This is a genomic window from Arthrobacter sp. YC-RL1, assembly GCF_001454985.1.
Classification (GTDB): Bacteria; Actinomycetota; Actinomycetes; order Actinomycetales; family Micrococcaceae; genus Glutamicibacter; species Glutamicibacter soli.
The window spans coordinates 3,401,047-3,422,914 of the sequence record NZ_CP013297.1; the positions used below are offsets into that span (position 1 = coordinate 3,401,047).

Here is a 21,868-nt window from a genome sequence, read left to right on the forward strand (position 1 = left end):
ATCGAAGTGGACTTCGGTGGCGTCGCGCAGGCTGAGTTGGGTTCAGGGATGCAACTGGTCGTACACGCTCAGCGTCGGGCGCAGATGCGAGGTGCGGAAGCGAACGCCAACGCAGAACACGAACGCAACATCGCGCAGCTTGTGCACCGCGATTTATCCTCTCCAAAGTTTTGGAACACTGCTGGCAGCGAAGCGATTGCAGATCGTATGATCGTGGCTAGTGAACTGGCGGGCCGGCACGAAGCCGCCTCCCAGGCATTCATGGCTGGCGCTGACCGTATCCGCAACCAGTTCGGGATCAACGTGGAGGATCTGAATCGGGATCATCCCACGGCGGCCACTGACCGGCACCGTGCCTTGCGCGATGCGCTGGATGACTATTTGGCTGGCCAGCGAGCCAAGGCCGAGCAGCCACCCATGGGCCAGGAGCCGTGGTTTGCGCAGCCGCAGGGGACGTTCCGGGATTATGACTACAACGATGGTTTGGAACGTCCTGTGGAGATCAGCAAACAGGAAGTGCTGCGTCGCTTGGAACTGATGCCGGCGGATACGGTGCGTGACCCGTCCATTGGTGGGCGCGACACGATTAGTTTTGTTCCGTCGTGGTATGGGCATGACGATGAGGTGGACCGGGCGATTGCCGGGAAGTTCCCGCACCTGGTGCCCGAGGGTGCAAAGCTGCCACCGGAGAGACCACTACTGGCGAGGCGGCGGAAGCCCAGCAGGACGAGGCCGCGCATCTGCGGCAAGCTGAACGAGCTGAGGGTCAAGAACATCTTGACCGGGTCAACGCTGACACCGCTGAAGCCAAGGAAGCGGGCACAACGTCCCCGGCGGGGGCTGGCCCGGAGGATGCGGGCACGCTGGCGTTGGATCGGCATAGTGCCGCGTCGGAACGGGTGATCGCTGTCTGGAAGCAGAAGGGCGGGAAGGACGCTGATTTTCCGTTGCCGCCGAGCACCCAGAATCCGCAGACGGCGATGAAGCACCGCAAACGCGGTATGGCAGCGGCAGCGCCGGCCCGCACCCAAGGACAGGAGCTGTCGCGATGGTCGGCATCCCACCGAATGATGATGAGCTGGATCTGGACGGTGACGAGCCCCAGGAACCCGCGGCGCAGCCGGCGACCTCGCCGCAGGATACCGAGCACGCAGTCTCGGAGCGGCCTTTCGTGTATGAGGACGCGCAGCAGTGGTTGCGCGGCTACGCGCTACCGCGTTACCTGCGGAAGTGCGGTCCTTCGGGGCATGCGTGGGCGCCGAACTGGTATGAGTACTCGGAAGTGTATTCGGTGGTTACCGCGTTGTGGGAGACGTGGGAGCAGATGCGGTGGGATGGACCGCAGCAGATCTTGGTGTTCTATCGCGACTACTTCTATCCGTTGATGGATCGGCTCACCGCTCAGGACGGCCCGTTCCATGCGTATGACAAGGTGATGCACCCGCAGCTTCCAGAGATGTTCCCGGTGGCTGAGGCGCCGGAGGGGTACTTCCGCTCATCGGTGGTTTCGGGAGGACAGTGAAAAACCTGGCCAGCTAAGTTCAGCCGGCCAGGTTTTATTGCATTGATTGTCAGATGTATTTCAATAATTAAATACCGATATATGCTAAGTGAATTTCATTTAAATAATGGTGAATTCATTCTGCGACTCGGCAGTATTATAAAATAGGTTTCCTTAATGCGAAAGAACGATCTTCGAGATATTAGAATTTTACGAACTTCGACAAGTTTTTAATTGCTTGTTCGTCGATCGAATATTTCGTACTCTTCTTTTGAAAATGAGGATACTTCGACTCGTCGAATGTAGTCTCGAATTTCTCTCCGAGCTTGGATGGCACTCGAGTGAATTCATAATGGTCAAGAAAGCTTTTTCCGAACCAGTATGTTGTGCGTTCTGAACTGGACGTTGTGCGAGCAATCCAATATCCGATCCGTGGAGCTGATGTTGAATTGAAACTAGACGTTCTGAGGCTACTCATCATTGCATCCCAAGACTTTTGCGACCAGCGAAGCTTTTTTGCGCTAATTATCAGACCGCTAACTACTGTCAGCGATAATACCAAGGCAAATCCATACTCTTCGATGTATATCATCAAGGCAATGATGGCAATGCCGAATAATGAGGATGTTAAAATATCACTTTTTGTCAAATATGATATTTTTTTGTTATTTTTCACGAACACTACCTCCTTTGTCTTGATTTTTTATACGCCCTATAATCTGTGTACATCCCATAGCTTGAATAGCTTGCGGTACCAGTGCTCCAGATTCGGTCAAATCTGTCATAGCGTTTTACAACTCTGTTGTTGTACTTTCGGTACTTTCTTGCTATTTTCTTCCTTTTATATTTGTTGACTCGGTGACCTTTGGGGTACTTCTTCATCTGGGATTTTTTCCACAGTTTACCCGCAGCTCGAAGTCCTTTACCTACGCCAAAGGTAACCGAGCCCGCGATATCTACCCAGCCTTCGCCCTTTTTTCCGTTACGTATTTTATAGATACCTCTGCCAAGCCCAATAGCCGCAGAACCTGCGGCACAGAGCGCACACCCAAACATACCTGCGACAGCGAGCCCTGTGCTTGCTCGATCTAACCATTTTCCCCACTGAAAGAGTCCACTAAGGTCATTCGTTCCCACTGGGTCTTGTGGGTAGGCGTAGGTCGTGGTGTTGCCGCCCTCGACCGGGTCCCGGCTGCTAAACAGCCCAGTGACCGAGTTGTAGAGTCGAGCGCCCATCAGGATCAGCCCGCTGGTGTCTACGGCGCGTTCATCGGCTCCGTGCCATCCGTAGGTGGTGGCGCCGGTGTTCACTGGTTCGGTGAGCTGGTTGCCGTACTCGTCGTACTGCGCCCATCCGGTGATACCTTGCCCTGCCCCGGTACCGGTCAACGGCACGGTGGCGACCACGTCCCCGTGAGGGTTATTCACCGCAAGTTCCACAGTGTTCCCGGTGATGGTCAACGCCAGGTCTCCACCGATGGTGGATTCGTACCTGGTGGTGATGGTTTCGGTGCCTTGCTTACGAGTGGTCCAGGCAGGGTTATCCGAATCATCGGCGTAGTGCTTGGTTTCGGTTCCGGCAGCCGCGGTTCCGGACGAGGTCACCGTCAGGCGGCGCCCTGCAGGATCCCGGGCGATGGTAGAGGTGGTGCCGTTGCGGGTGATGGCTGCGGCAGCGTCATCAGCGAAGTACTTCACCGTGATCGCCCCAGCCCCGGCCTTGACCCCGCCAGCAGCTGCTGGTGCATCGGCGGCTGGGATCGTGGTCTGCCGTCCCAACCCGTCATACACATACCCAGCGCCCACACCGACACGGTCTGCGGCGTCGTAGGCCCAGGTCCGCTTAGCGGTCTGGGTGCCGTTGACCGTGGTGGTCAGCGAGGCGCGGTTGCCGTTCTTATCAAATGCATACTTCCGCACCGTCGTTGGAGTCACGGCCCCTTCCTCGGGGTCGGTGTTCACCGTTTCTCCCGGGGTAGCGGTGATGTCCTTGACCTCGGTGAGACGTCCAGCCCGGTCATAGGTGAACGCACGGTCATAGGCCGCCGCACGGTCCCCGGCAGTCGAGGTGCCAGCGAGCACATCTCCTTCAGGGGTAGTTTCACCCATGATGCGTCCGGTGACGTCACGATTCAGTTCCCACGCGATCCAGGTGCCGATCGAGCTGGTGCCGTCTTCGGCTTTCAACGGTCCGTCATAGGCCAGGCGGACCTGCTTGCCGGATTCGTCGTAGTCCATCCTCTGGATGAAGCCCCCGGGGATGGCCTGGGTGAGGACGTTGCCATCCCCGTCGTAGGTGGCTTTGTAGGTTGCGGTGTTGGTGCCGCCGTGTTTGGACACGGTCATGCTGGTGACTACACCTTGGTATTCACCCATGTTCTCCGCGTCATTGGATAGGGCCCCGTACTTATACGTAGTGGTCGAGACCGGGGAGACCGTCTTGGAGACGTTGCCGAACAGGTCGTATTCGGTGGTAGTCGTTTCTCCTAGTGAGTTGGTGTAGGAAGTGGTACGTCCCCACAAGTCCTGGGTCCATTTCACTTCGGATTGCGGCAGGGAGCCGGAAGCTACTGCCCGCACGCCGTTCTGTACTCCGGTGACGTCGTAGAGCTTCTCCACCGGCTGTACCGCAGTGGTGGTGATTCCACTAGTGGTGACCGTGGTCTTCTCTTCCTGGCCATCAGCCCGGTACGTCTGGGTGGTGATGCGCTTGGCCCCATCGGTTCCGGTCGAGGACTCGGTGAACGTGGCTGGCTGGCCGTAGATGTTGAACCCGGTCTGATGCTTAGCGACCGACCCGGCACCCTGCGGGGTGTTCTTGCACAAGTACCCCGCATATTCCGGTTTGCTTCCGCAGTCACTATCCGCTGCGTTCGCTCCAGCGGTGTAGTAGATGCTCTTCGTCGTTCCAGCATCAGCGCCGGCGGACTTCGGCTGCCGGGATTCGATCACGCGTCCTTGGTCATCGAACCGGGTCTCGGTCACAATGTTGTCACCGCTGGTACTCATGACTTGGGTGACCTTAGTGGGTGAACCGATCACCCAACCTGAACGCAGATTGTTCTTATCGGTGGTCGCCTTCCCGTTCTTGTCGACGGTGTAGGCGTTGTAACCGTTCTCCACCTGGGTGATGATCGGTTCGTTGTCAGCGTCGCGATCAATCTTCCCGGAGCTGGCCTTCGAAGTCGCCACCGTTGTCGGCAGCATGCGCGGCATGCCCCCTGCATCAACATCCGTGATCGGAGTGTAGCTGGTCTTGGTATGTACCCGGGAGGGCTCATCGTTTTCATCGGTGGTCACCGGTGAATAGGTGTCGGTGACGTAGCCTCGCAGGAACTCGGCGGTCGCCTCATTCTTGGAAATTTCTTCAGCTTTCTCCGTGGCGTCAGTTTTCGTTGAGAGTCCGTTACCCTCCTTGTCAATCAGCGTTTCCAGATCTGAGTAGTAGACATTCACCTGAGCGTGTTCTTCATGGCTGTTCAACACCCCATTGACGACGTTCGCGGGGGTTCCTGCTGCAGCCTGGATGGTGCGGATCGCTCTAGCATCATAGGCCCGCTCGATATTCCCCTCCGCGTTGAACACGTTCGCGGTGAGCTGCCACGCACCTGCCGCATAGGAGGCGGTGTTAACGACGCGGTTCTGCGCATCAACGTATTGCAGGTCAGCGTACTTGTAATCCGCCATAGCGACCGAAGCCGCTTTGGACGAACCAATATTCTTGCCTGGACCGAACACTGCATAACCGGTCACCGGCTTGTGGGTACCGTCCTGTTCCCAGAGCTTGACCTGGCTCTCTGCCAGCTTGGGCGTGTTAGCTCCGTCCCCTGACGGGTTCAGGCCATACACGAACCGAGCATACTGCACTCTGGTATTTCCATCGATGGCATTGCCTCGCTCGACCAGTTCCAGCCAATCGGACCGGTTTGAATCGTTGGCCTTACCGTATTTGTAGTAGGTTGGCGCATCTACTCGGGTGCCGCTACTGGTTTTCTCCTCCGTTGAGGCAAGCAGGGGTACCCCTGCCGCAGATTCTGCCCCGTAGGTGTAGGTCGTGATGTCTCCGGTGCGAGAATCCTTGACGCTGGTCAATCGGGAGTCCAGGCTGGCGCCATCGTAGCCGTATTCAGCAATATTGACGGTCTTCATGGCGCTCGTGGCAGGATCCCAGGCGGTGTAGGTGACCTTGGTGATCTTGCCTGCGGCGTCATAGGACAGGTTGATGCGACGGCACCCCTTCACCGCAGTCGTCTCGGTATGCACAAGTGTCGCTGCTTCGCAGTTAAGGTTCGTTTCAGTACCGGCGATGACCATGGTGGTTTGACCGGCGGTATTCGAAACGAATTTGCTAGTCCCGGTGCCGTTGCCGCCGGTGACGGTCTCGGCGATCCATTCCCAAATCTTGGGGTTGCCCTCAAGGTTGGCGCCGCGCTTGAACGTGGTGACCGTTCCATCTTCTTCTGTGATCTTGATCCGCGCGCTGGTTCCTGAACCTGATACGACCAGTTTCCAACCAGACGCAATGGCATCTTCGTTAGCAGGCTGATAGGTGCCGGTTTTCAGAGATACACGCCCGTTACCTGGCTGGCGGAACACCGCCGCGGTTTCATCATCACTGATCAGGGTGATGGTGCCATCCAATGCGGTGGATTCAGCGACCAGCAGTCCTGCCAGGCCTTCGTCCGGGCCGTCGATGTTAGCGCGCCAGCCTTTGCCGAAGATGCGGGAGTTGGCTCCGATCCCGGAATAGGAGGAATAGGAACGGCTTACTGATAAGCCGGTGTTGCCGGCGTTGACCTCGACATCGGTTTCCGAAAGATTCAGCTCACCAGTGGTCAGAGCGACCTGGCCGTCGCCGGCCTCGGCCACGGGGTAGTTATCCCCGAACGCGTGCGGCAGCTTGGTGACCTGAACTGGTTTCTTGGACTTGTTGGTGGTGCATTGCAGCTTGGAGGCCGCTGGTGCGCCGGCATAGTCGAAACATACCTGCAGCTCCACCAGTGCGGCGATACGGTCCTTGCCCAGCTCTTTGAGCTTCCCGGCCGGAGCCGCAGAGATGTCGATCATGGTATCGAGTTTGACTGGCTGACCCGCTGCGATCTCTGGCAGGGATGCTGCTTCATGCCATCCCGCGTTGGAACCGTAGGTGGCGGTATCGGCGGTCACGCTGTCAGCTTCGCGCCAATACACCTTCGGCGTCACCGCTCCAGTGGAGGAGGTGGGGCCTTGGCCGGTGACTTTGAACGAATCGGAGGTCGTGGACCCGGCTGCAGGAGAAGTCAAGGAAGCCACCCCGTTGCCGAAGGTCCACGTGATGGTGCCCGATGTATTGGCAGCCTTGTCAATGGCTTTTACCCGCAGGATGTTCGCCCCGGTCGGGTTCCAAGACACCGTAGATTTCCCAGAGGAAGCCGCGACAGTTTTCCAGGCCTCGTTATTGAGCTGATAAGAAAACTTGTCGGTGTCCGCGCTGGAAGAGAACGTGAAGGTGTTCGACCCAGGCTTAGATGCTTGCCAGCCGTTGTTAGTGATCCCGGCTGATGAGCTGATGGTCGGGGCTGTGGGTGCAATTGAGTCGACCGTGAATGTCGTGGCAGCTCCGGCCGCTTTGGACCGCAGCGTCCCGTCATTGGCCCAGGCCTTGACGGTATAAGTGCCGTTTTCTGCCAAGTTGGCCTTGTAAAGGGAAACCTGCTTGGAGGCGACCATGGAACCGGCTTGCTTGCTCAGTGTGCCGGTACCGGTCATGTCGAACTCGGCTTTGACGTTCCCACCGTCCGGGTCGGTGACCGTCGAACGGAACGTCGGGGTCTTCGACTTCACCCATAGCTTCCCTGAACCATCCTTTACCGATTCACCGGAGTTGAAAGAAACACCAGAGGGGGTGCCGGGGTAGGAATTGTAGGTGACGACGAATGTGGGTTCGTTCGGATCGTTCGCACCTGTGACGTAGTTCGCTGAGCGGTAGCGTTTCCAGGTGTAGTTGTTCGTCTCATCGGCCGCGATCAACCGCACCCCGTAGTTCTTGGTGGGGTTATCTGCCCAGTACTGGGCAATCGGAGTGATCGGGTAGTAGACGTACCCGGCAGCACAGCTCGAAGAGTAACCTTTGGACACGTTGTTTGTGCCTTCGCCACTGGATGTGGCGGTTGGCTGTTTGGTCCAGCGGACGTCGGTGGAAATCCATTCGCTGGTGACGCGTTGGACCTTCACCGGGGAAGAGGTGCACGAGTACGAGTGGTAGTTGTGCATTCGCAGTTCGGCCTTGGTGATCTTCTTCCCGTCCAGCGCGGTGGAAGCGAACTGCAGGAAAGAACGGGACTTCAATGTCCCGCCGTTGAACGTTCCCACACGTAGTTCCGGATCACCGGCCTTGGAGCCGGGAACGTCGGCCTGCACCCAGGTATCGGAGGCATTGGAAGACCAGGTCGGGTCAATGGTGACCGGGTACTGACGTTCCGGATCTTGCAACCATGCGGCGTCAGCGTTCAAGGTGAGTACCGGGACGCCGTCTTCTTCGGTGAGGGTGGTTTCCACCAGGCGTTCGGCCGGGTGCAGTCCGGAGGCTTCATCGATCTTGGCATCCCACATCGTGGGGGCCGGGGCGAAGAACACGGTCTCGCCCTTGCTGTTTACCGCGCGCAGGTCACCGGTGTCCTGGTCTTTGCTCAACTTCAAGCCCTTGGACAGCTTGATCGGGAAACGCAGCGACACCTCACCCTCAGGGGCCTGCTCCAGCACGGTGCGGTGCGAGAAGCCCGACCGCAGCGGCTCAACGATCACGCTCGCATCCACCGGCTGGGATTCGGCGGGCATGTCGAGTGACGGCGCTTCTGATTCGGCCGCTTGCTCCGATGAATCAGCGGAGGACTCTGAAGGCTCAGGGGTCGGGACGGAAGACGAGTCATCCTCGCCCTCTGCGGGCTGCTCATCAGCGACCTCCGGAGCCTTGGTGTCGCGGGGAGACTCGGCAGGAGTATCCGAAGGGACTGGGTCCACGGTGGAGGTTTGTGGCATGACGTCGCCGGATGGATCTTCGATGACGGGTACCTGCACCTGATCGGCATAGGTGGCTTGGTTCTCACTGATCTGCGGGGCAGGTAGTTCGCCCTCCCACCCCAGCTTCATGGTAGATCCTTCGTGCTCCCCGGTGGACTCCAGCTCAGCGAGCACAACCGAATCCTAGGTGGGACCATCACCGAGCGCGTCCTTGCCGTCAGCGACGGTGAGCTCGGTGCCATCACCTACGACCGGGGATGCGGCGTCGGTGAGCTCCCCGTCGGTGCCCAAGGGCACGAAGCTGCCTTTTTCTTCTTTGAAGCGGGCTGCTGAGGTCGTCTCGGACGTCCAGGTTCCATCCGGGTTGGCGAACACCTGTTCGGTGGCCGTGCGGAGGGACAAATCCTCGACGCGGTGGCCGGTGGCTTTCGCGGTAATTTGGGCGGACACCCCGTCGGGACGTTCGGTGACGTCTTGAACGGTTTGTGTGGCGTCTTGCGGTTCTTCGTCGGCGAACGCCGACGGGGCGATGAGTCCTGAGGCCAGCAATGCGCTGGTGCTGGCGATCGCGATAGTCGATAGGATTTTTCTCTTGCGTACTGTGAAATCTGTCCACAGGCGCGCAGAGGTATCCCCTCTGAGAAGGTACACTTTGACCCCAATTTTCGATAAGAAATTAAGCTGACACATAGCCAGCACATAGATTCTGCTATATCTGGCGCGCGCGAAATACCAAAAAGAACGCTCTGGGGAAAAAGTATCCTAAACGTTATTTAGCCAATTATCTTACGAAACGAGAGGCTGAAGACCAGCCTCAAAACTTTAAAATTATTTAGCCTAGTCAACAGACAGAGCAACGATATTCGTCGTAGCAACAGACGAACGGGAATCAACTTCTGCGATTCGCTAGATCTTCAACTGTCCCTCGTAATATCGTTGCGAGTCTTGCACATCTTCTCCGTAGGGTTTGGTGGAGTAGTGCTGTAGCTCGATCAGTCCAGCCGGCATGCCCGAGCTGGTCAAGATCGCTCGACCCCGTGGGAGCGCCGCCAAATCGGCCACGTCCAAGATCCGCTCGCGCTGCATCGAGCTAGAGACGGAGCGCCCGCTGCGGCCACTGGTGCTGGAGGAGCGTTTGTCCAGATCACCGACGAGTTGGGCGAGGAACGGTAGGAACTTATCATCCGAGAGCCCTGAGCCGGCGACGCGGATGTTGGCGGCACCCCAGAACGCCATAATCGACCCACGACGGCAGAACGGGCAACCACCGGGTGGTTGCCCGCTCTTCCCGGGGGATGCGCAGCGTCAGCAGCAGCGTCCCTGCGGGTGCTTGTCCTGCCAGTCGGAGTAGTCCCTCCAGAACGCCCGCTCGGTCATCGGGGTCTGCCCCGGATGGGTCCGCGCGTGGTGTTCCAGGTAGTGCTGGTACTTGTCGGCGCCCAGCACCCCGTCGACGAACCGCTTTGCCTGGCCCAGGCGTTCGCGCAGGCCGGCCATCGCTAGTGCCCGCCCCGGTGGATCCGGTGCTCCGGGGCAACCTGCTTCCAGGCCGCCGCCAGCTCCTTCTCGGCAGGGCTGGAAATCAGCCCCGACGGGGCGTACATCTTGGATTCGACCACCGGATCCTCGGTGTCCACTCCTCCACCGTTGATCTTCGCTTTCACCGTGGCGACGATGGCCGAGGTGATGACCACGGCGGTCAGGATCAGGAAGACCACGGACAGCCAGCCCTGGACACCGGTGTTGCGGACCACCGCTTCCATGGCCTCCACGGTCTTGGCCGAGCCCAGCGATGTCTCGCCGGCGGCCAGCGCGTCCTTGTACGCGAAATGGTTGGCGAAGTAGCCGACCTTCACGTCCGGGGAGAAGATCTTCTGCCAGCTGGCGACGAACGTGACCACCACGGCGAAGGCCAGCGGCAGCACCACCACCCACAGGTACTTGAACTGGTTGCGCTTGGCCATGATGGCCATGACGACCGCCAGCGCAATGGCCGCGAGCAGCTGGTTGGAGATGCCGAACAGCGGGAAGAACGTGTTGATGCCGCCCAGGGGGTCGGTCACGCCGAGGATCAGGATGTATCCCCAGCCGGCCACCATGATGGCGGTACACACCCAGACGCCCGGACGCCACGAATTGTCCTTGAACTTCGGGAGGAAGTTGCCGATGGTGTCCTGCAGCATGAAGCGGGCCACGCGGGTACCGGCGTCAACGGCGGTCAGGATGAACAGCGCCTCGAACATGATCGCGAAGTGGTACCAGAAGCCCATCATCGCGGTGCCGCCGAACCACTGGTGCATGATGTGGGCGATGCCCACGGCCAGCGTCGGTGCGCCGCCGGTGCGCGAGACCACGCTGTTCTCGCCGACGTTGTTCGCCAGCTCGTTCAGCGTGCCCGGTTCAAGGTTCACCCCGGCCAGGCCCAGCGAGTTCACGAACGCCACCGCGGTTTCCACGGTGCCGCCGGTGGCCGCCGGGGAGGCGTTCATCGCGAAGTACACGCCGCGGTCGATGGAGATCGCCGCGACCAGCGCCATGATGGCCACCATGGATTCCATCAGCATGCCGCCGTAGCCCAGGAAGCGAGTCTGCTTTTCCTTCTCGACAAGCTTCGGGGTGGTGCCCGAGGAGATCAGCGCGTGGAACCCGGACAGCGCGCCGCAGGCGATGGTCACGAACAGGAACGGGAACAGGTGCCCTGCCACCACCGGTCCGTCGTTGCGCGAAGCGAACTCGGACACGGCCGGGACGCTGATCTGCGGCTGGACCACCAGGATCGCCACGGCCAGCAGCAGGATCACGCCGATCTTCATGAAGGTCGACAGGTAGTCGCGCGGGGCCAGCAGCAGCCAGACCGGCAGCACCGCGGCGATGAATCCGTAGATGATGATGGCCCAGGCGATGGTGGTGCGATCCAGATGGAAGAGCTCGGCGCCCCACGGCGACTCGGCGATCCAGCGTCCGGAGATGATGGCGAACATCAGCAGCGCGAAGCCGATGATCGACACTTCCAGCACCTTGCCCGGGCGGATGAAGCGCAGGTAGATGCCCATGAACAGCGCGATCGGGATGGTCAGCCCGACCGAGTAGACGCCCCATGCGGATTCGCCCAGGGCATTGACCACCACGAGCGCCAGGATGGCGGTAATGATGATCATGATCGCCAAGGTGGCGATCAGCGCGGCGGTGCCGCCGATCAGGCCGAGCTCCTCGCGGGCCATCTGGCCCAGCGAACGGCCGCCGCGGCGCATGGAGAAGAACATGACCAGATAGTCCTGGACTGCTCCGGCCAGCACCACGCCGACGATGATCCAGATGGTGCCCGGCAGGTATCCCATCTGGGCTGCCAGGATCGGCCCGACCAGCGGGCCTGCGCCGGCGATGGCGGCAAAGTGGTGGCCGAAGAGCACACGCCGGTCGGTGGGCACGTAGTCGCGGCCGTTGTTGATGCTTTCGGCCGGGGTCGCGCGGAAGTCGTTGGGCTTGGCGATCTTGCGCTCGATGAACTTCGAGTAGAAGCGGTAGGCGATCAGATAGGTCGCCACCGCGGCGAAGACGAACCAGATGGCGTTGATGGTCTCGCCGCGGGAGAAAGCCAGCATGGACCAGGCGATGCCGCCGACCAGCGCAATGGCGATCCACACCGCGATGCGCAGCGGGGTCCAGCGCTTCTCTTCCTGTTCGGCCACATCCGGATCCACGCCGGCTGGGGGCAGGGTGTTCTGGGTACTCACTCGGAGCAACCTCCTCGTAGGGGGACAAGTGATGCACGTGACCCGCGGCTATGCCTCAGGTCACGATGTTGGGGATATGCCTGTCACTCTACGCCCACCCGATGGGGACAAATCAAACTTCGATGACAATTTTTCCGGTATGCACGCCGGAGTCGAAATATTCATGGGCCCTGGCCAGTTCGGAAAATTCAAAGGACTTGCCGACGTTCAGCTCCAGCTTGCCCTCCGACAGCAGGGGCATCACGCGCTGCACTGTCTCCTGGATGATCTCCGACTTCTCGGACAGCGGCCTGGCCCGCAGCGTGGTGCCGATGATCCTGGCGCGCTTGGCCAGCAACACTCCCAGGTTCAACTCCGCCTTGGCACCCTGCTGCAGTCCGATGACTACCAGCCGGCCTCCGACGGCGAGCGCCTTGAGGTTCAACTGCAGGTACTTGGCGCCGACCACGTCCAGGATCAGATCCACCCCGCGGCCGCCGGTCAGTTCCTTGACGCGTTCCAGGATGTCCTCGTCCTTGTAGTTGATCCCCGCATCCGCGCCCAGCCGCGCGCAGTACTCCAGCTTGTCGGCCGAGGACGCGGTCACGTAGACGGTAGCCCCGGCGGCCTTGGCCAGCTGGATCGCCATGGAACCGATGCCTCCGGCGCCGCCGTGGACCAGCAGGCTCTGCCCCTGGCGCAGCCCGCCTTCCAGGAACAGGTTGGACACCACGGTGGCGGCCACCTCGGGCAGCGCGGCCGCGTCGGTGAAGGACATGCCGTCGGGGATGCGGATCAGCAGTTCCTGGGCGACGTTGACGTATTGGGCGTAGCCGCCGCCGGCCAACAGTGCGGCCACCCGGTCCCCGAGGTTCCACCCGGTGACGCCCTCACCCAGTGCCGCAACGGTTCCTGACACTTCCAGTCCGGGGATGTCGCTCGCGCCGGGCGGCGGCGGATACACGCCGCGGCGCTGTTGGACATCGGCCCGGTTGAGCCCGAAGGCCGCGGTCTTGATCAGCACCTCCCCCGGCCCCGCCACAGGCACTTCGCGCTGCTGCGCTTCGATCACTTCCGGGCCGCCGGCTTCGCGGTAAATATAGGCGTTCATAACGTCGTTCATCGTTGCCAATTCCTGTCCCTAGCTATTCATGCCGTATAATTTTTCGGGTTGGATGGTTGTCCGAGCGGCCGAAGGAGCTGGTCTTGAAAACCAGTAGGCGGCAACCCCGTCTCATGGGTTCAAATCCCATACCATCCGCGTGAGTAGAAACCTCCGGTTCTCGGTTCCCCGAGTTCCGGAGGTTTTTCATTCCACGGGAACTCCTTGGAACCTACGGCTGCATCTCATAAGCGGGTGCGCCGTGCTCCAGCTGCAGCTCGTTGTAGGGAAGCCCCACGAGCCGGGCGACCTCGTTGACCACATACTGCGCGTCCTGCAAGGTTCTGGCCGCGGGGTTCTCGATGCTCCCGGCCTGGGCTGCGATGGCAGTGCCCCACTGCACCGAGGACAGCTGCAAGCCCAGCACGAAAATCCCCCGGTGCGCCATCCCCTCGCTGTTGACCAGCCGGTAGGGCTGTCCCACCACATCGAAGCCGCTGCCCGGCAGCACCCCGCCTTCGGCGTTGTTCCAGGTGTGCACCCGGGCCACATGCTCGGACAGCAGCTGGGTGATCAGCGGGGTGTCGTTCTGCAGGACGCGGTTGGCGGGCATCATGGCCTCGCACAGCGTCCGGGCGGTGTGCACTTCCGAATCTACCCAGGGCGACGAGGCGGTGAACTGGCCGTTGACCTCGTCGAAACCGAATTCCGGATCCGGCCCGACGAAGGTCACCAGTCCGGCGCGCGACAGCGCGAGCAGCTGCTCGATGCGCTGCAGCGGCGGTCCGGAGGACAGTCCTTCGACCAGCGGCTCGAAGTGCGCCTGCACTTCCTCGATGCGTGACTGCTCGTCCAGGATCCCATTGGCGACCAGGTCCTTGATGACCATGCGCCCCAGGTTCATGGTCATGATGGCGCGGGAGAGCGGATCTTCCAGTCCGGCGGCGCTGCGCCGCGCGTTCTCCTGCATGTAGTCGCGTACCGCCTGCTGGTACTCCTCGCTGGAGCCGAAGCCCACCTCGTCGAAGGGGCGGGCCAGGGCCGGCACGTCCAGCCATTCGAGCTCCGGGAAGCCGGCGATGAATTCGCGCAGCTTGCCCAGCCAGACCTGGCTGCCTTCGTGGTGCTCAGCGTCCAGGATCGCCTCGAGCGACCGGATGAATTCGGCGGCCGGAATCTCCCAGCGGCCGTCGCAGTTCACGGCGCACTGGCGGTAGTAGGCCAGCAGGATGTCGCGGTGCAGGCTCGGCCAGATATGCCGGGAGAAGACCAGCGCCGCCTCTGGGTTCCCGGCGCGCGCCTCGGCCAGCCTGCCGATGAGCTCTTCCGCGTCGAAATGGTGCAGGCTGATCTCGTCCGGGATGAACTGGTCCACCACAGGCTTGCCCCAGTACGGCGTTCCGCGGCGCGAGGCGACCACCAGCTGCGGTTCACGCCCGGAGGCCACGTACTCGAACCGGGAGCCGGGCTCGTCGCCGACTTCCCGGAAGATGCCTCCGCGGCCGGCGGTCAGCTCCGCCATGCCGTCGAAGAAGTTCAGCCCCAGTCCCCTGACCAGTGCGGGCTGGCCCTCGGCGAACTGCGAGTAGTCCAGGTCCGCTGGCACGTTTGGGGGCATGTAGGTGGCACCGGACTGGGCGGCCGAACGCTGCAGCTGCTTCTGCCACGGGTTCAGTTCCGCGCTCTGGTGCCCCAGGGCGAGCACCACTCCGTCGGTTTCCAGCGTTTCAGCTGTGCCTTGCCCTTCCGGGCCGCGGCGGAATTCCACGCGGTAGCCGTTCGCTTCGGGGCGCACGGCCACGACCTCGGCCTGCACATGGGAAATTTCGAAGCCGGGGTGCGCGGCCAGGATCGCGGCACTCGTGTCGTACACGTGCTCCAGGTATTCGCCGTAGAGCGCGCGGGCAGGATAGGTGCCGTCCTGGATGCCGTGCAGCTGCGCAGCGTGGGCTTCGCTCATCCGCTTGCCGTCCCCCTGCGCGGCGACGAACTGGCGGAAGCTCAGCCCGGGTTCGCTGCCCCGGCGTTCCGGGGCCACCGTGGGGAAGGAGGCCGGAGTGTTCATCAGGAAGTGGTCCGACTGCTTCGGGCTCCAGACATGGCCCGAGCCCGGACGGTACGGATCGAAAACTGTCACGCGTACACGCACCGCCGCATCGGGAAGCTTCTGGGCCAGTGCGGCGAGGCGCTCGACAACGCTCGTGCCGCGCGGCCCGGCTCCGACGATGGCCAGGCTGAACTCGGGTCGGGGGTTCTGCGTCAAGGTGCTCACACTCCTAGGGTATTACCCTCCGGCGCACGTTCCGCACCGAGCCTTAGACTGTGAGCATGACTGACCGCGCTTCCACCGCCGCCCATCTGCCCGATACCTATACCTGGCTCGAGGGAATCCACGATGCAACCGCCTTGGACTGGGTCCGACGGCAAACCGAACGCACCGAGGCCGAGTTGTACGACACCGAGTTCGACGGCACCGTCCAGCGCATCAAGACCGTGCTTGATTCCCAGGACCGCATCCCGATGGTCACCAAGCGCGGGAACCACTACTACAACTTCTGGCGCGACGCCGAGCACCGCCTGGGCTTGTGGCGCCGCACCACCTGGGATTCCTACCTGACGGACTCGCCCCGATGGGAAACCCTGCTGGACCTCGACGCCTACGCCGAGCAGCAAGGCAGCGAGTGGCACTTCGCCGGCTCGCAGCTGCTGCGTCCCGCCGAAGGCGAACCGCACCGCCGTGCCCTGATCCGGCTCAGTCCCGACGGCGGCGACCAGGTGCGGGTGCGCGAATTCGACCTGGATGCCCTCGACTTCCCGGAGGACGGCTTCGACCTGCCCGTCGCCAAGACCAACGTCTCCTGGATCGATGCGGACACCCTGCTGGTCGGCTCCGCCACCACCGAGGCGAACACGACGCGCTCCACCTACGCCAGCACCCTGCGGCGGCTTTCCCGCGGGGCGGACCTCGAAGCCGCCGAGGTCGTCTACGAGGTGGATCTGGCGCACGTGGCAGCTTTCGGCTACTTCGACTCCACGCCGGGATTCGAGCGGATCGTCACCACGGATGCCATCGACTTCTACAACTCGCGCACCGGCGTGATGCTCGGCTCAGAGCACCGGATCATCGAGGTGCCCACCGATGTCAAGGTCAGCCTGCACCGCGAGTGGCTGCTGCTGGCCCCGCAGACCGACTGGACGCACCAAGGCCAGCTGATCCCCGCTGGCTCGCTGGCTCTGGCCAAGCTTGAGTCGTTCTTGGAGGACGGCACGCTGGAACGGCTACTGTTCACCCCGGATGCCAGCACCTCGCTGCAGTCGCTGAGCTTCACTGCGAATTATGTGCTGCTGACGGTCCTGAAGGACGTTGCCGCGGAAGTCCGCGTCATCGACTTGATCAAAAATTTTGATCAGTCCACGCTTCCGCTGGAAGACCCGATGCTCAGCGTCTCGGTGGCCGCGGTGGATGACGAGGATGGCGAACGGCCGGACGACTACTGGATGACCATCACCGGTTTCATTACGCCAACCACGCTGCTGCGCGGCACCGTGGGCAGCGGCCAGGCTGCCGTCAAGACCTCGCCCGAGCGCTTCGATGCCACCGGATTCGAAGTCACGCAGCATTTCGCGCGGTCGGCCGATGGAACCAGGATTCCGTATTTCCAGGTCTCGGCCCGGCAGATGCCGCTGGACGGGAAGAACCCGGTGCTCATGGACGGATACGGTGGGTTCCAGCACAGCATGATTCCCGGTTATGCACCGGCCATGGGCGCCGGATGGCTCAGCCGCAGCACCGCCAGCGGCCGCCGCCCGGTCTATGTCATGACCAACATCCGCGGCGGCGGGGAATACGGCCCGGCCTGGCACCGCGCGGCGCTGCGGGAGAAGCGCCACCGCGCGTACGAGGACTTCGCGGCCATCGCCGAGGATCTCGTGGCCCGAGGAGTCACCCGGCGGGCGCATTTGGCGGCCACCGGCCGGTCCAACGGCGGACTGCTCATGGGCAACATGATCTCCGGATACCCGCGGCTGTTCGGCGCGATCTCCTGCGGGGTCCCGCTGCTGGACATGCAGCGCTACACCCAGCTGGCCGCCGGGCATTCCTGGATTGCCGAGTACGGCGATCCCGAGGTCGAGGAGGACTGGAAATTCCTGCGCACCTTCTCCCCCGTCCACCGGCTCTCGGACCAGCCGCACGCGCACGACGACTATCCGGCGTCGCTGATCTGGACAACGACCTCGGATGACCGGGTGGGACCGTCGCAGGCACGCGTCATGGCGGCCAAGATGATGGATCTGGGCATCGAGAACGTGCGATATCACGAGCCGGACGGCGGTGGCCACGCAGGGTCGACAGACAATGAATCCACGGCCAAGATGCTGGCGACCAGCTACGAGTTCTTATGGCGCCAGGTCAGGTAGAACCCTCGTTTTGGAACACGCGCCCATCTTCGGGTAGGCTTAATTCTGCTGGAAACAGCGGATGGACACGTGCCAGAGCGGCCGAATGGACTTCACTGCTAATGAAGGGTCGGGGTTAAACTCGACCGGGGGTTCAAATCCCCCCGTGTCCGCCAAAAACCCCCTAGATGACTAGGGGGTTTTGCTTTTAACAAGCTTCCTCCCCGAGACTATCCGGCGCCGCGGTAAAGCGATCCGCACGTCCGGTTCCGGCATTCTCCAACTTAAATGGTCAGGCCCCGCAGAATCCTAACGAATCCTGCGGGGCCTACACGGTGAACACCCGGTCCCCCAACCAAATGTTCCAGCGACCAGAACATCCCCATAATGTCCAGTCAACCGCTTAACGCACTTCTGAGATTACCGCTCATTTCATCCCGAAGCAAGAAATATCGACCAGATCGCTAAAACTAGGTAGTTTGCAAAGACAAACCAGGTAGCGACGAGCCTCACGCTCTGGGTAGGAGCGTTTAAACCTTATTTGCTTGAAGAAAACAGTGAACAAGGACACTCTCGAGGAATTTTCCGCGCGTCGGTTTCATAATTCCGGGCGCTTGTGGCGTCGCCGCTTCCGGATACGCGAAAACCCCGGGTCTAAACCCGGGGTTTTCGCAAAGCACTATCTATTTGAGGTTGCGTTCAACGTCGTGAGCCGTCTCCTTGACCTGGTCTTCAGCCTGCTTGAGGTTTTTGGCTGCTTCGGCATTGAGCAACTCGTTGCGCAGTGCGTCGTCGCCGATTGTCTCGCCCGGCTGGGACCTGTCGGCCTTCTTGTCTGACATGGTCGATCCCCTTCCACAATTCGTTGCGGCGAAATGTGGAATCCAGACTAACAAGTCATTTCCCCTGGTACAACGGCGTGTCCCCAACGTTCATGGATCTCCCAGTCGCGCGACGCCAGCACCTAGTCCTGGCGCTTGACGAACGTGCGCAGCATGTTCTGCACGATGTCGTCCGGCAGCGAGGTGTGGCGGGCGATGATGTCGGTCATGCTCTGCAGGTCGTTATCGGCGATGGCGTCGAAGAGCGCCTCGCGTTCGGCTTCCGGCAGATCTGCTGCGTCGAAGTGCACCGGACCGTCGGGTCCCTGGCCCTCGAAACGGAAGTCCGCCACATTGCCCTGGATGTTGTCTCCGGACATCGGCGAGGAGGCGATCATGCGTTCCAGGTCTTCCAGCGGCAGCCCCGTGTAGCCGTGCAGGACACTTGCGGCGCCGGCGAAGTTCGAATCGCGCAGCATGGAAAACAGCTGGTCGTATTCATTGGGCGGAAGCTGCTCGCTGGAGAATTCACGCTGCTCGCCGTCGAGTTCGAACGCCATTTTGAAGTGGGTGGCGCTTGGCTCGGATTCGGAGCCGAACTGGTCATGCCATTCCTGCGGGATGACCCAGGAATCCTCGGAAGACGCCGGGCCTGCCGCAGGGAGCTGCTCGGCCTGGGCGGGCTCGGAAGCCGGGGTTTCCTCATCGATGGCGGTCTGCGCTTCCAGCTTTTCGCGCAGCGCCTGGATGTCCTCTTCGCTGACCGGAAGCTCCTTGGCCGGTGCGGTCTGCGGGTACTTGTCGAGGCTGCGCACGGCAATAACGCAGTTCTTCACCGTATCGCCGGTCACCGCGCGGTAATTCTGCACCGCACCCATGACATCGCCCTTGGCGAGGTTGCGGTAGATGGCGTTGCGCGAGGCATCGTCCAGTTTCGCGTTGGCCGCCTGCGCGGCCTCACGCGTCACCGCTTGGGCAACTTCCGCGGAGTTCTTCTTGCGAAGCGACTGCAACCCGAGGTAGCCCAGGCCAATCACGGCAATGATGACGATGAGCCAGATGAGAAATTCCATACATCCAGCGTACTTCGTTTAACTGAACATTTACCCAGCGATTCCCAAAGTGAAAGGCAAAACACCGGGAGCCCCGGCGATGCGCAGGGCCCTTCCGGCCATGGCCAAGGACCACCGCGAATCGGTCAGGTCGTCGACCAGCATGACCGGCCCCGGGGCATTGGCCAGCAGCGCCTCGAGCGGTTCCGGGATCTCGAAGGCATCGGCCACCGCCGCAACACGGAAGGCCGAGTTGCCGCCCGGCCCGTTCTGCGGCGGCTTCCCCCGGTATTCAAGCTGTCCCAGGTACCTCAGCCGACCCACGGCGGCCAGCTGCTGCGCGAGCGAGGTGACCAGCTGCGGGCGGGTGGAGGACGGCATCGCCACCACGCCCACCGGGCGCTGTTCCCAGTTCCATTCCGAGAGCACCTTGATGCAGGCCTCGAACATTGCCTTGTCGATCGGGTGGTCGGCGGGATCAGCGAAGAGCTGGCGCAGCCGGTTGCCCCAGCCAAGGTCGGTCAGGCGCGCCAGCGCCCGGCCGATCGAGACCTGCTCGTCCTCGGGAATCTTGCCCTTGAGCGTGTGCCCCAGCCGATTCAGTCCAGAGGGATAGAGCTTGCGCGGTTCAATGCTCACCCCGGCGCGTCCCAGGGCATTTTGCGCGTTGTCCTTGGACTCTTCGGGAATGTGGTCGTTGTACCAGGCGCCGGCGCAGTTGTCGCAGCGCCCGCAGGCAGCGGAGCGCGGGTCGTCCAACGACGCGGTCAAAAACTCCATGCGGCAGCCGCGGGTGTTCTCGTAGTCGATCATCAGCCGCTGTTCGTGCACGCGGCTGGCGGCCACGCGCTTGTAGCGGTCAGCGTCGTAGGACCAAGGCAGGTCGGTGCGCATCCAGCCGCCGGCCACGCGTTCCACGGCGCCATCCACGGCCAGCACCTTCAGCAGCAGTTCCAGCGGGGAACGGCGCAAGTTCACCGCGCTCTCCAGCGCCGGGACGCTCATCGCTCCGTCGGCCTGGCCCAGCGCCTCCAGCACCGCGGTGGCGCGCACCTGGTCGGGCATGGAGCTGGTGGCGAAGTACTCCCAGATCTCAGCGTCGTCGGTCCCCGGGAGCAGCAGCACGTCGGCGTTGATGCTGCCGCGGCCGGCGCGGCCGACCTGCTGGTAGTAGGCCACCGGAGAGCTGGGGGCGCCGATGTGGATCACGAAACCCAGATCCGGCTTATCGAAACCCATGCCCAGCGCGCTGGTGGCGATGAGGGCCTTGACCTCATTGTTTTTCAATGCCGCTTCCAGGCGTTCGCGCTCTTCCAGATCGGTGCGCCCGGTGTAGGCGGCCACCTGGTGGCCGGCTTCGCGCAGCATCCGGGCGATGTCCTCCGCGGCGGAGACCGTGAGCGTGTAGATGATGCCCGAACCGGTGAAATCCTCGATATGGCTCAGCAGCCAGGCCAGCTGCATGCGCGGGGACGGCAGCCGCAGCACCCCCAGGCGCAGCGAATCGCGGGCCAGCGTGCCGCGCAGGGTGAATACTTCCCCCGCTCCCCCGGCCAGCTGCTCGGCCACGTCCTCCACCACCCGGGAGTTGGCCGTCGCGGTGGTCGCCAGCACCGGCAGCCCGGCAGGCAGCTTGTTGATCAAATCGCGGATGCGGCGGTAGTCGGGGCGGAAGTCGTGGCCCCAGTCGGAGATGCAGTGCGCCTCGTCGATCACCAGCAGACCCAGTCGGTCCAGCAGCATCGGCAGCTGCTGTTCGCGGAAGGACGGGTTGTTCAGCCGTTCCGGGGAGACCAGCAGCACGTCGATCTCGTCGCGTTGCAGCTTCTCCAGGATCTCGCGCCATTCAAGCACGTTCGCGGAGTTGATCGCCGCGGCCCGCACCCCTGCACGTTCGGCGGCGGCCACCTGGTCGCGCATCAGCGCCAGCAGCGGGGAGACGATCAGCGTCGGCCCGAAGCCCTGCTCGCGCAACAGCAGCGAGGCGATGAAGTACACCGCGGACTTGCCCCAGCCGGTGCGCTGCACCACCAGGGCGCGGCGGCGCTGGGCCACCAGCGCGCTGATCGCTTCGAACTGGCCATCGTGGAACTGCGCGTCCGGGTTGCGCACCAGGGCGCGCAGCTTGGCCGTGGCGGAGGACAGCAGGTCCGAGTGCAGTGAGGCATCCATGCCCCCAGTATTTCAGTTCCCACCCACGAAATGCCCGCACCGCACGCGCGCTGGGGATCCGCGGTGCGGCACGGGCCTGAAATGTAAGGCAATTCCCATGGTCCACGGCG

The 21,868-nt window shown here is 62.0% G+C and carries 14 protein-coding genes and 2 tRNA genes; 5 read left to right on the plus strand and 11 right to left on the minus strand.

The window, feature by feature from the left end:
- Positions 1 to 6 precede the first annotated feature (6 nt).
- Both ATC04_RS15685 and ATC04_RS15690 read left to right on the plus strand, forming a co-directional pair.
- A complete protein-coding gene (locus ATC04_RS15685; RefSeq protein WP_047117950.1) occupies positions 7 to 903 on the plus strand; it encodes a hypothetical protein in 897 nt (298 codons plus the stop codon).
- 145 nt (positions 904 to 1,048) lie between these two features.
- Positions 1,049 to 1,522 carry a DUF4913 domain-containing protein gene (locus tag ATC04_RS15690; RefSeq protein WP_047117951.1) on the plus strand — a complete coding sequence of 158 codons (474 nt, stop codon included), beginning with the start codon at positions 1,049 to 1,051 and terminating at the stop codon, positions 1,520 to 1,522.
- A gap of 181 nt (positions 1,523 to 1,703) precedes the next feature.
- On the opposite strand, the gene ATC04_RS19510 is transcribed toward ATC04_RS15690, so the two are convergent.
- From ATC04_RS19510 to ATC04_RS15720, 7 genes are all read right to left on the minus strand, one after another.
- Positions 1,704 to 2,177, minus strand: coding sequence for a hypothetical protein (locus ATC04_RS19510; protein ID WP_146956095.1), 474 nt, complete (start codon positions 2,175 to 2,177; stop codon positions 1,704 to 1,706).
- A gap of 5 nt (positions 2,178 to 2,182) precedes the next feature.
- Positions 2,183 to 8,629, minus strand: coding sequence for a DNRLRE domain-containing protein (locus ATC04_RS15695; protein WP_152666759.1), 6,447 nt, complete (start codon positions 8,627 to 8,629; stop codon positions 2,183 to 2,185).
- Between the two features lie 54 nt (positions 8,630 to 8,683).
- The gene (locus tag ATC04_RS15700) at positions 8,684 to 9,151 is read right to left on the minus strand and encodes a hypothetical protein (protein WP_152666760.1); all 468 of its coding nucleotides are present in this window, start codon (positions 9,149 to 9,151) and stop codon (positions 8,684 to 8,686) included.
- Between the two features lie 255 nt (positions 9,152 to 9,406).
- Complete coding sequence (locus ATC04_RS15705) at positions 9,407 to 9,736, minus strand: TraM recognition domain-containing protein (protein ID WP_047117954.1); 330 nt, start codon at positions 9,734 to 9,736, stop codon at positions 9,407 to 9,409.
- 69 nt (positions 9,737 to 9,805) lie between these two features.
- Entirely contained in the window at positions 9,806 to 9,997 is a 192-nt protein-coding gene (locus ATC04_RS15710) for a YbdD/YjiX family protein (RefSeq protein ID WP_047117955.1), read from the minus strand.
- A 2-nt stretch (positions 9,998 to 9,999) separates the two neighbouring features.
- Positions 10,000 to 12,234: a carbon starvation CstA family protein gene (locus ATC04_RS15715; RefSeq protein ID WP_231736004.1), complete on the minus strand. Its 2,235-nt coding sequence runs from the start codon at positions 12,232 to 12,234 to the stop codon at positions 10,000 to 10,002.
- 112 nt (positions 12,235 to 12,346) lie between these two features.
- Positions 12,347 to 13,336, minus strand: coding sequence for an NAD(P)H-quinone oxidoreductase (locus ATC04_RS15720; protein ID WP_197413540.1), 990 nt, complete (start codon positions 13,334 to 13,336; stop codon positions 12,347 to 12,349).
- Between the two features lie 50 nt (positions 13,337 to 13,386).
- Here ATC04_RS15720 and ATC04_RS15725 point away from each other — a divergent pair.
- Positions 13,387 to 13,474, plus strand: a tRNA-Ser gene (locus tag ATC04_RS15725).
- A gap of 73 nt (positions 13,475 to 13,547) precedes the next feature.
- Here the strand turns inward: ATC04_RS15725 and ATC04_RS15730 are convergent.
- The gene (locus tag ATC04_RS15730; RefSeq protein ID WP_082123756.1) at positions 13,548 to 15,587 is read right to left on the minus strand and encodes an FAD/NAD(P)-binding protein; all 2,040 of its coding nucleotides are present in this window, start codon (positions 15,585 to 15,587) and stop codon (positions 13,548 to 13,550) included.
- A gap of 56 nt (positions 15,588 to 15,643) precedes the next feature.
- Here ATC04_RS15730 and ATC04_RS15735 point away from each other — a divergent pair, with 56 nt between their 5' ends.
- Entirely contained in the window at positions 15,644 to 17,734 is a 2,091-nt protein-coding gene (locus ATC04_RS15735) for a prolyl oligopeptidase family serine peptidase (protein ID WP_047117958.1), read from the plus strand.
- 63 nt (positions 17,735 to 17,797) lie between these two features.
- Positions 17,798 to 17,889 (plus strand) — tRNA-Ser (locus ATC04_RS15740).
- 507 nt (positions 17,890 to 18,396) lie between these two features.
- On the opposite strand, the gene ATC04_RS19515 is transcribed toward ATC04_RS15740, so the two are convergent.
- The 3 genes from ATC04_RS19515 to ATC04_RS15750 all read right to left on the minus strand — a co-directional run bounded on the left by ATC04_RS19515 (position 18,397) and on the right by ATC04_RS15750 (position 21,758).
- Positions 18,397 to 18,555: a hypothetical protein gene (locus ATC04_RS19515; protein WP_157359297.1), complete on the minus strand. Its 159-nt coding sequence runs from the start codon at positions 18,553 to 18,555 to the stop codon at positions 18,397 to 18,399.
- A gap of 122 nt (positions 18,556 to 18,677) precedes the next feature.
- Positions 18,678 to 19,607: a hypothetical protein gene (locus ATC04_RS15745; RefSeq protein ID WP_047117959.1), complete on the minus strand. Its 930-nt coding sequence runs from the start codon at positions 19,605 to 19,607 to the stop codon at positions 18,678 to 18,680.
- Positions 19,608 to 19,637: 30 nt separating this feature from the next.
- Positions 19,638 to 21,758, minus strand: a complete 2,121-nt coding sequence (locus ATC04_RS15750; protein ID WP_047117960.1) for a RecQ family ATP-dependent DNA helicase — start codon at positions 21,756 to 21,758, stop codon at positions 19,638 to 19,640.
- Positions 21,759 to 21,868 lie beyond the last annotated feature (110 nt).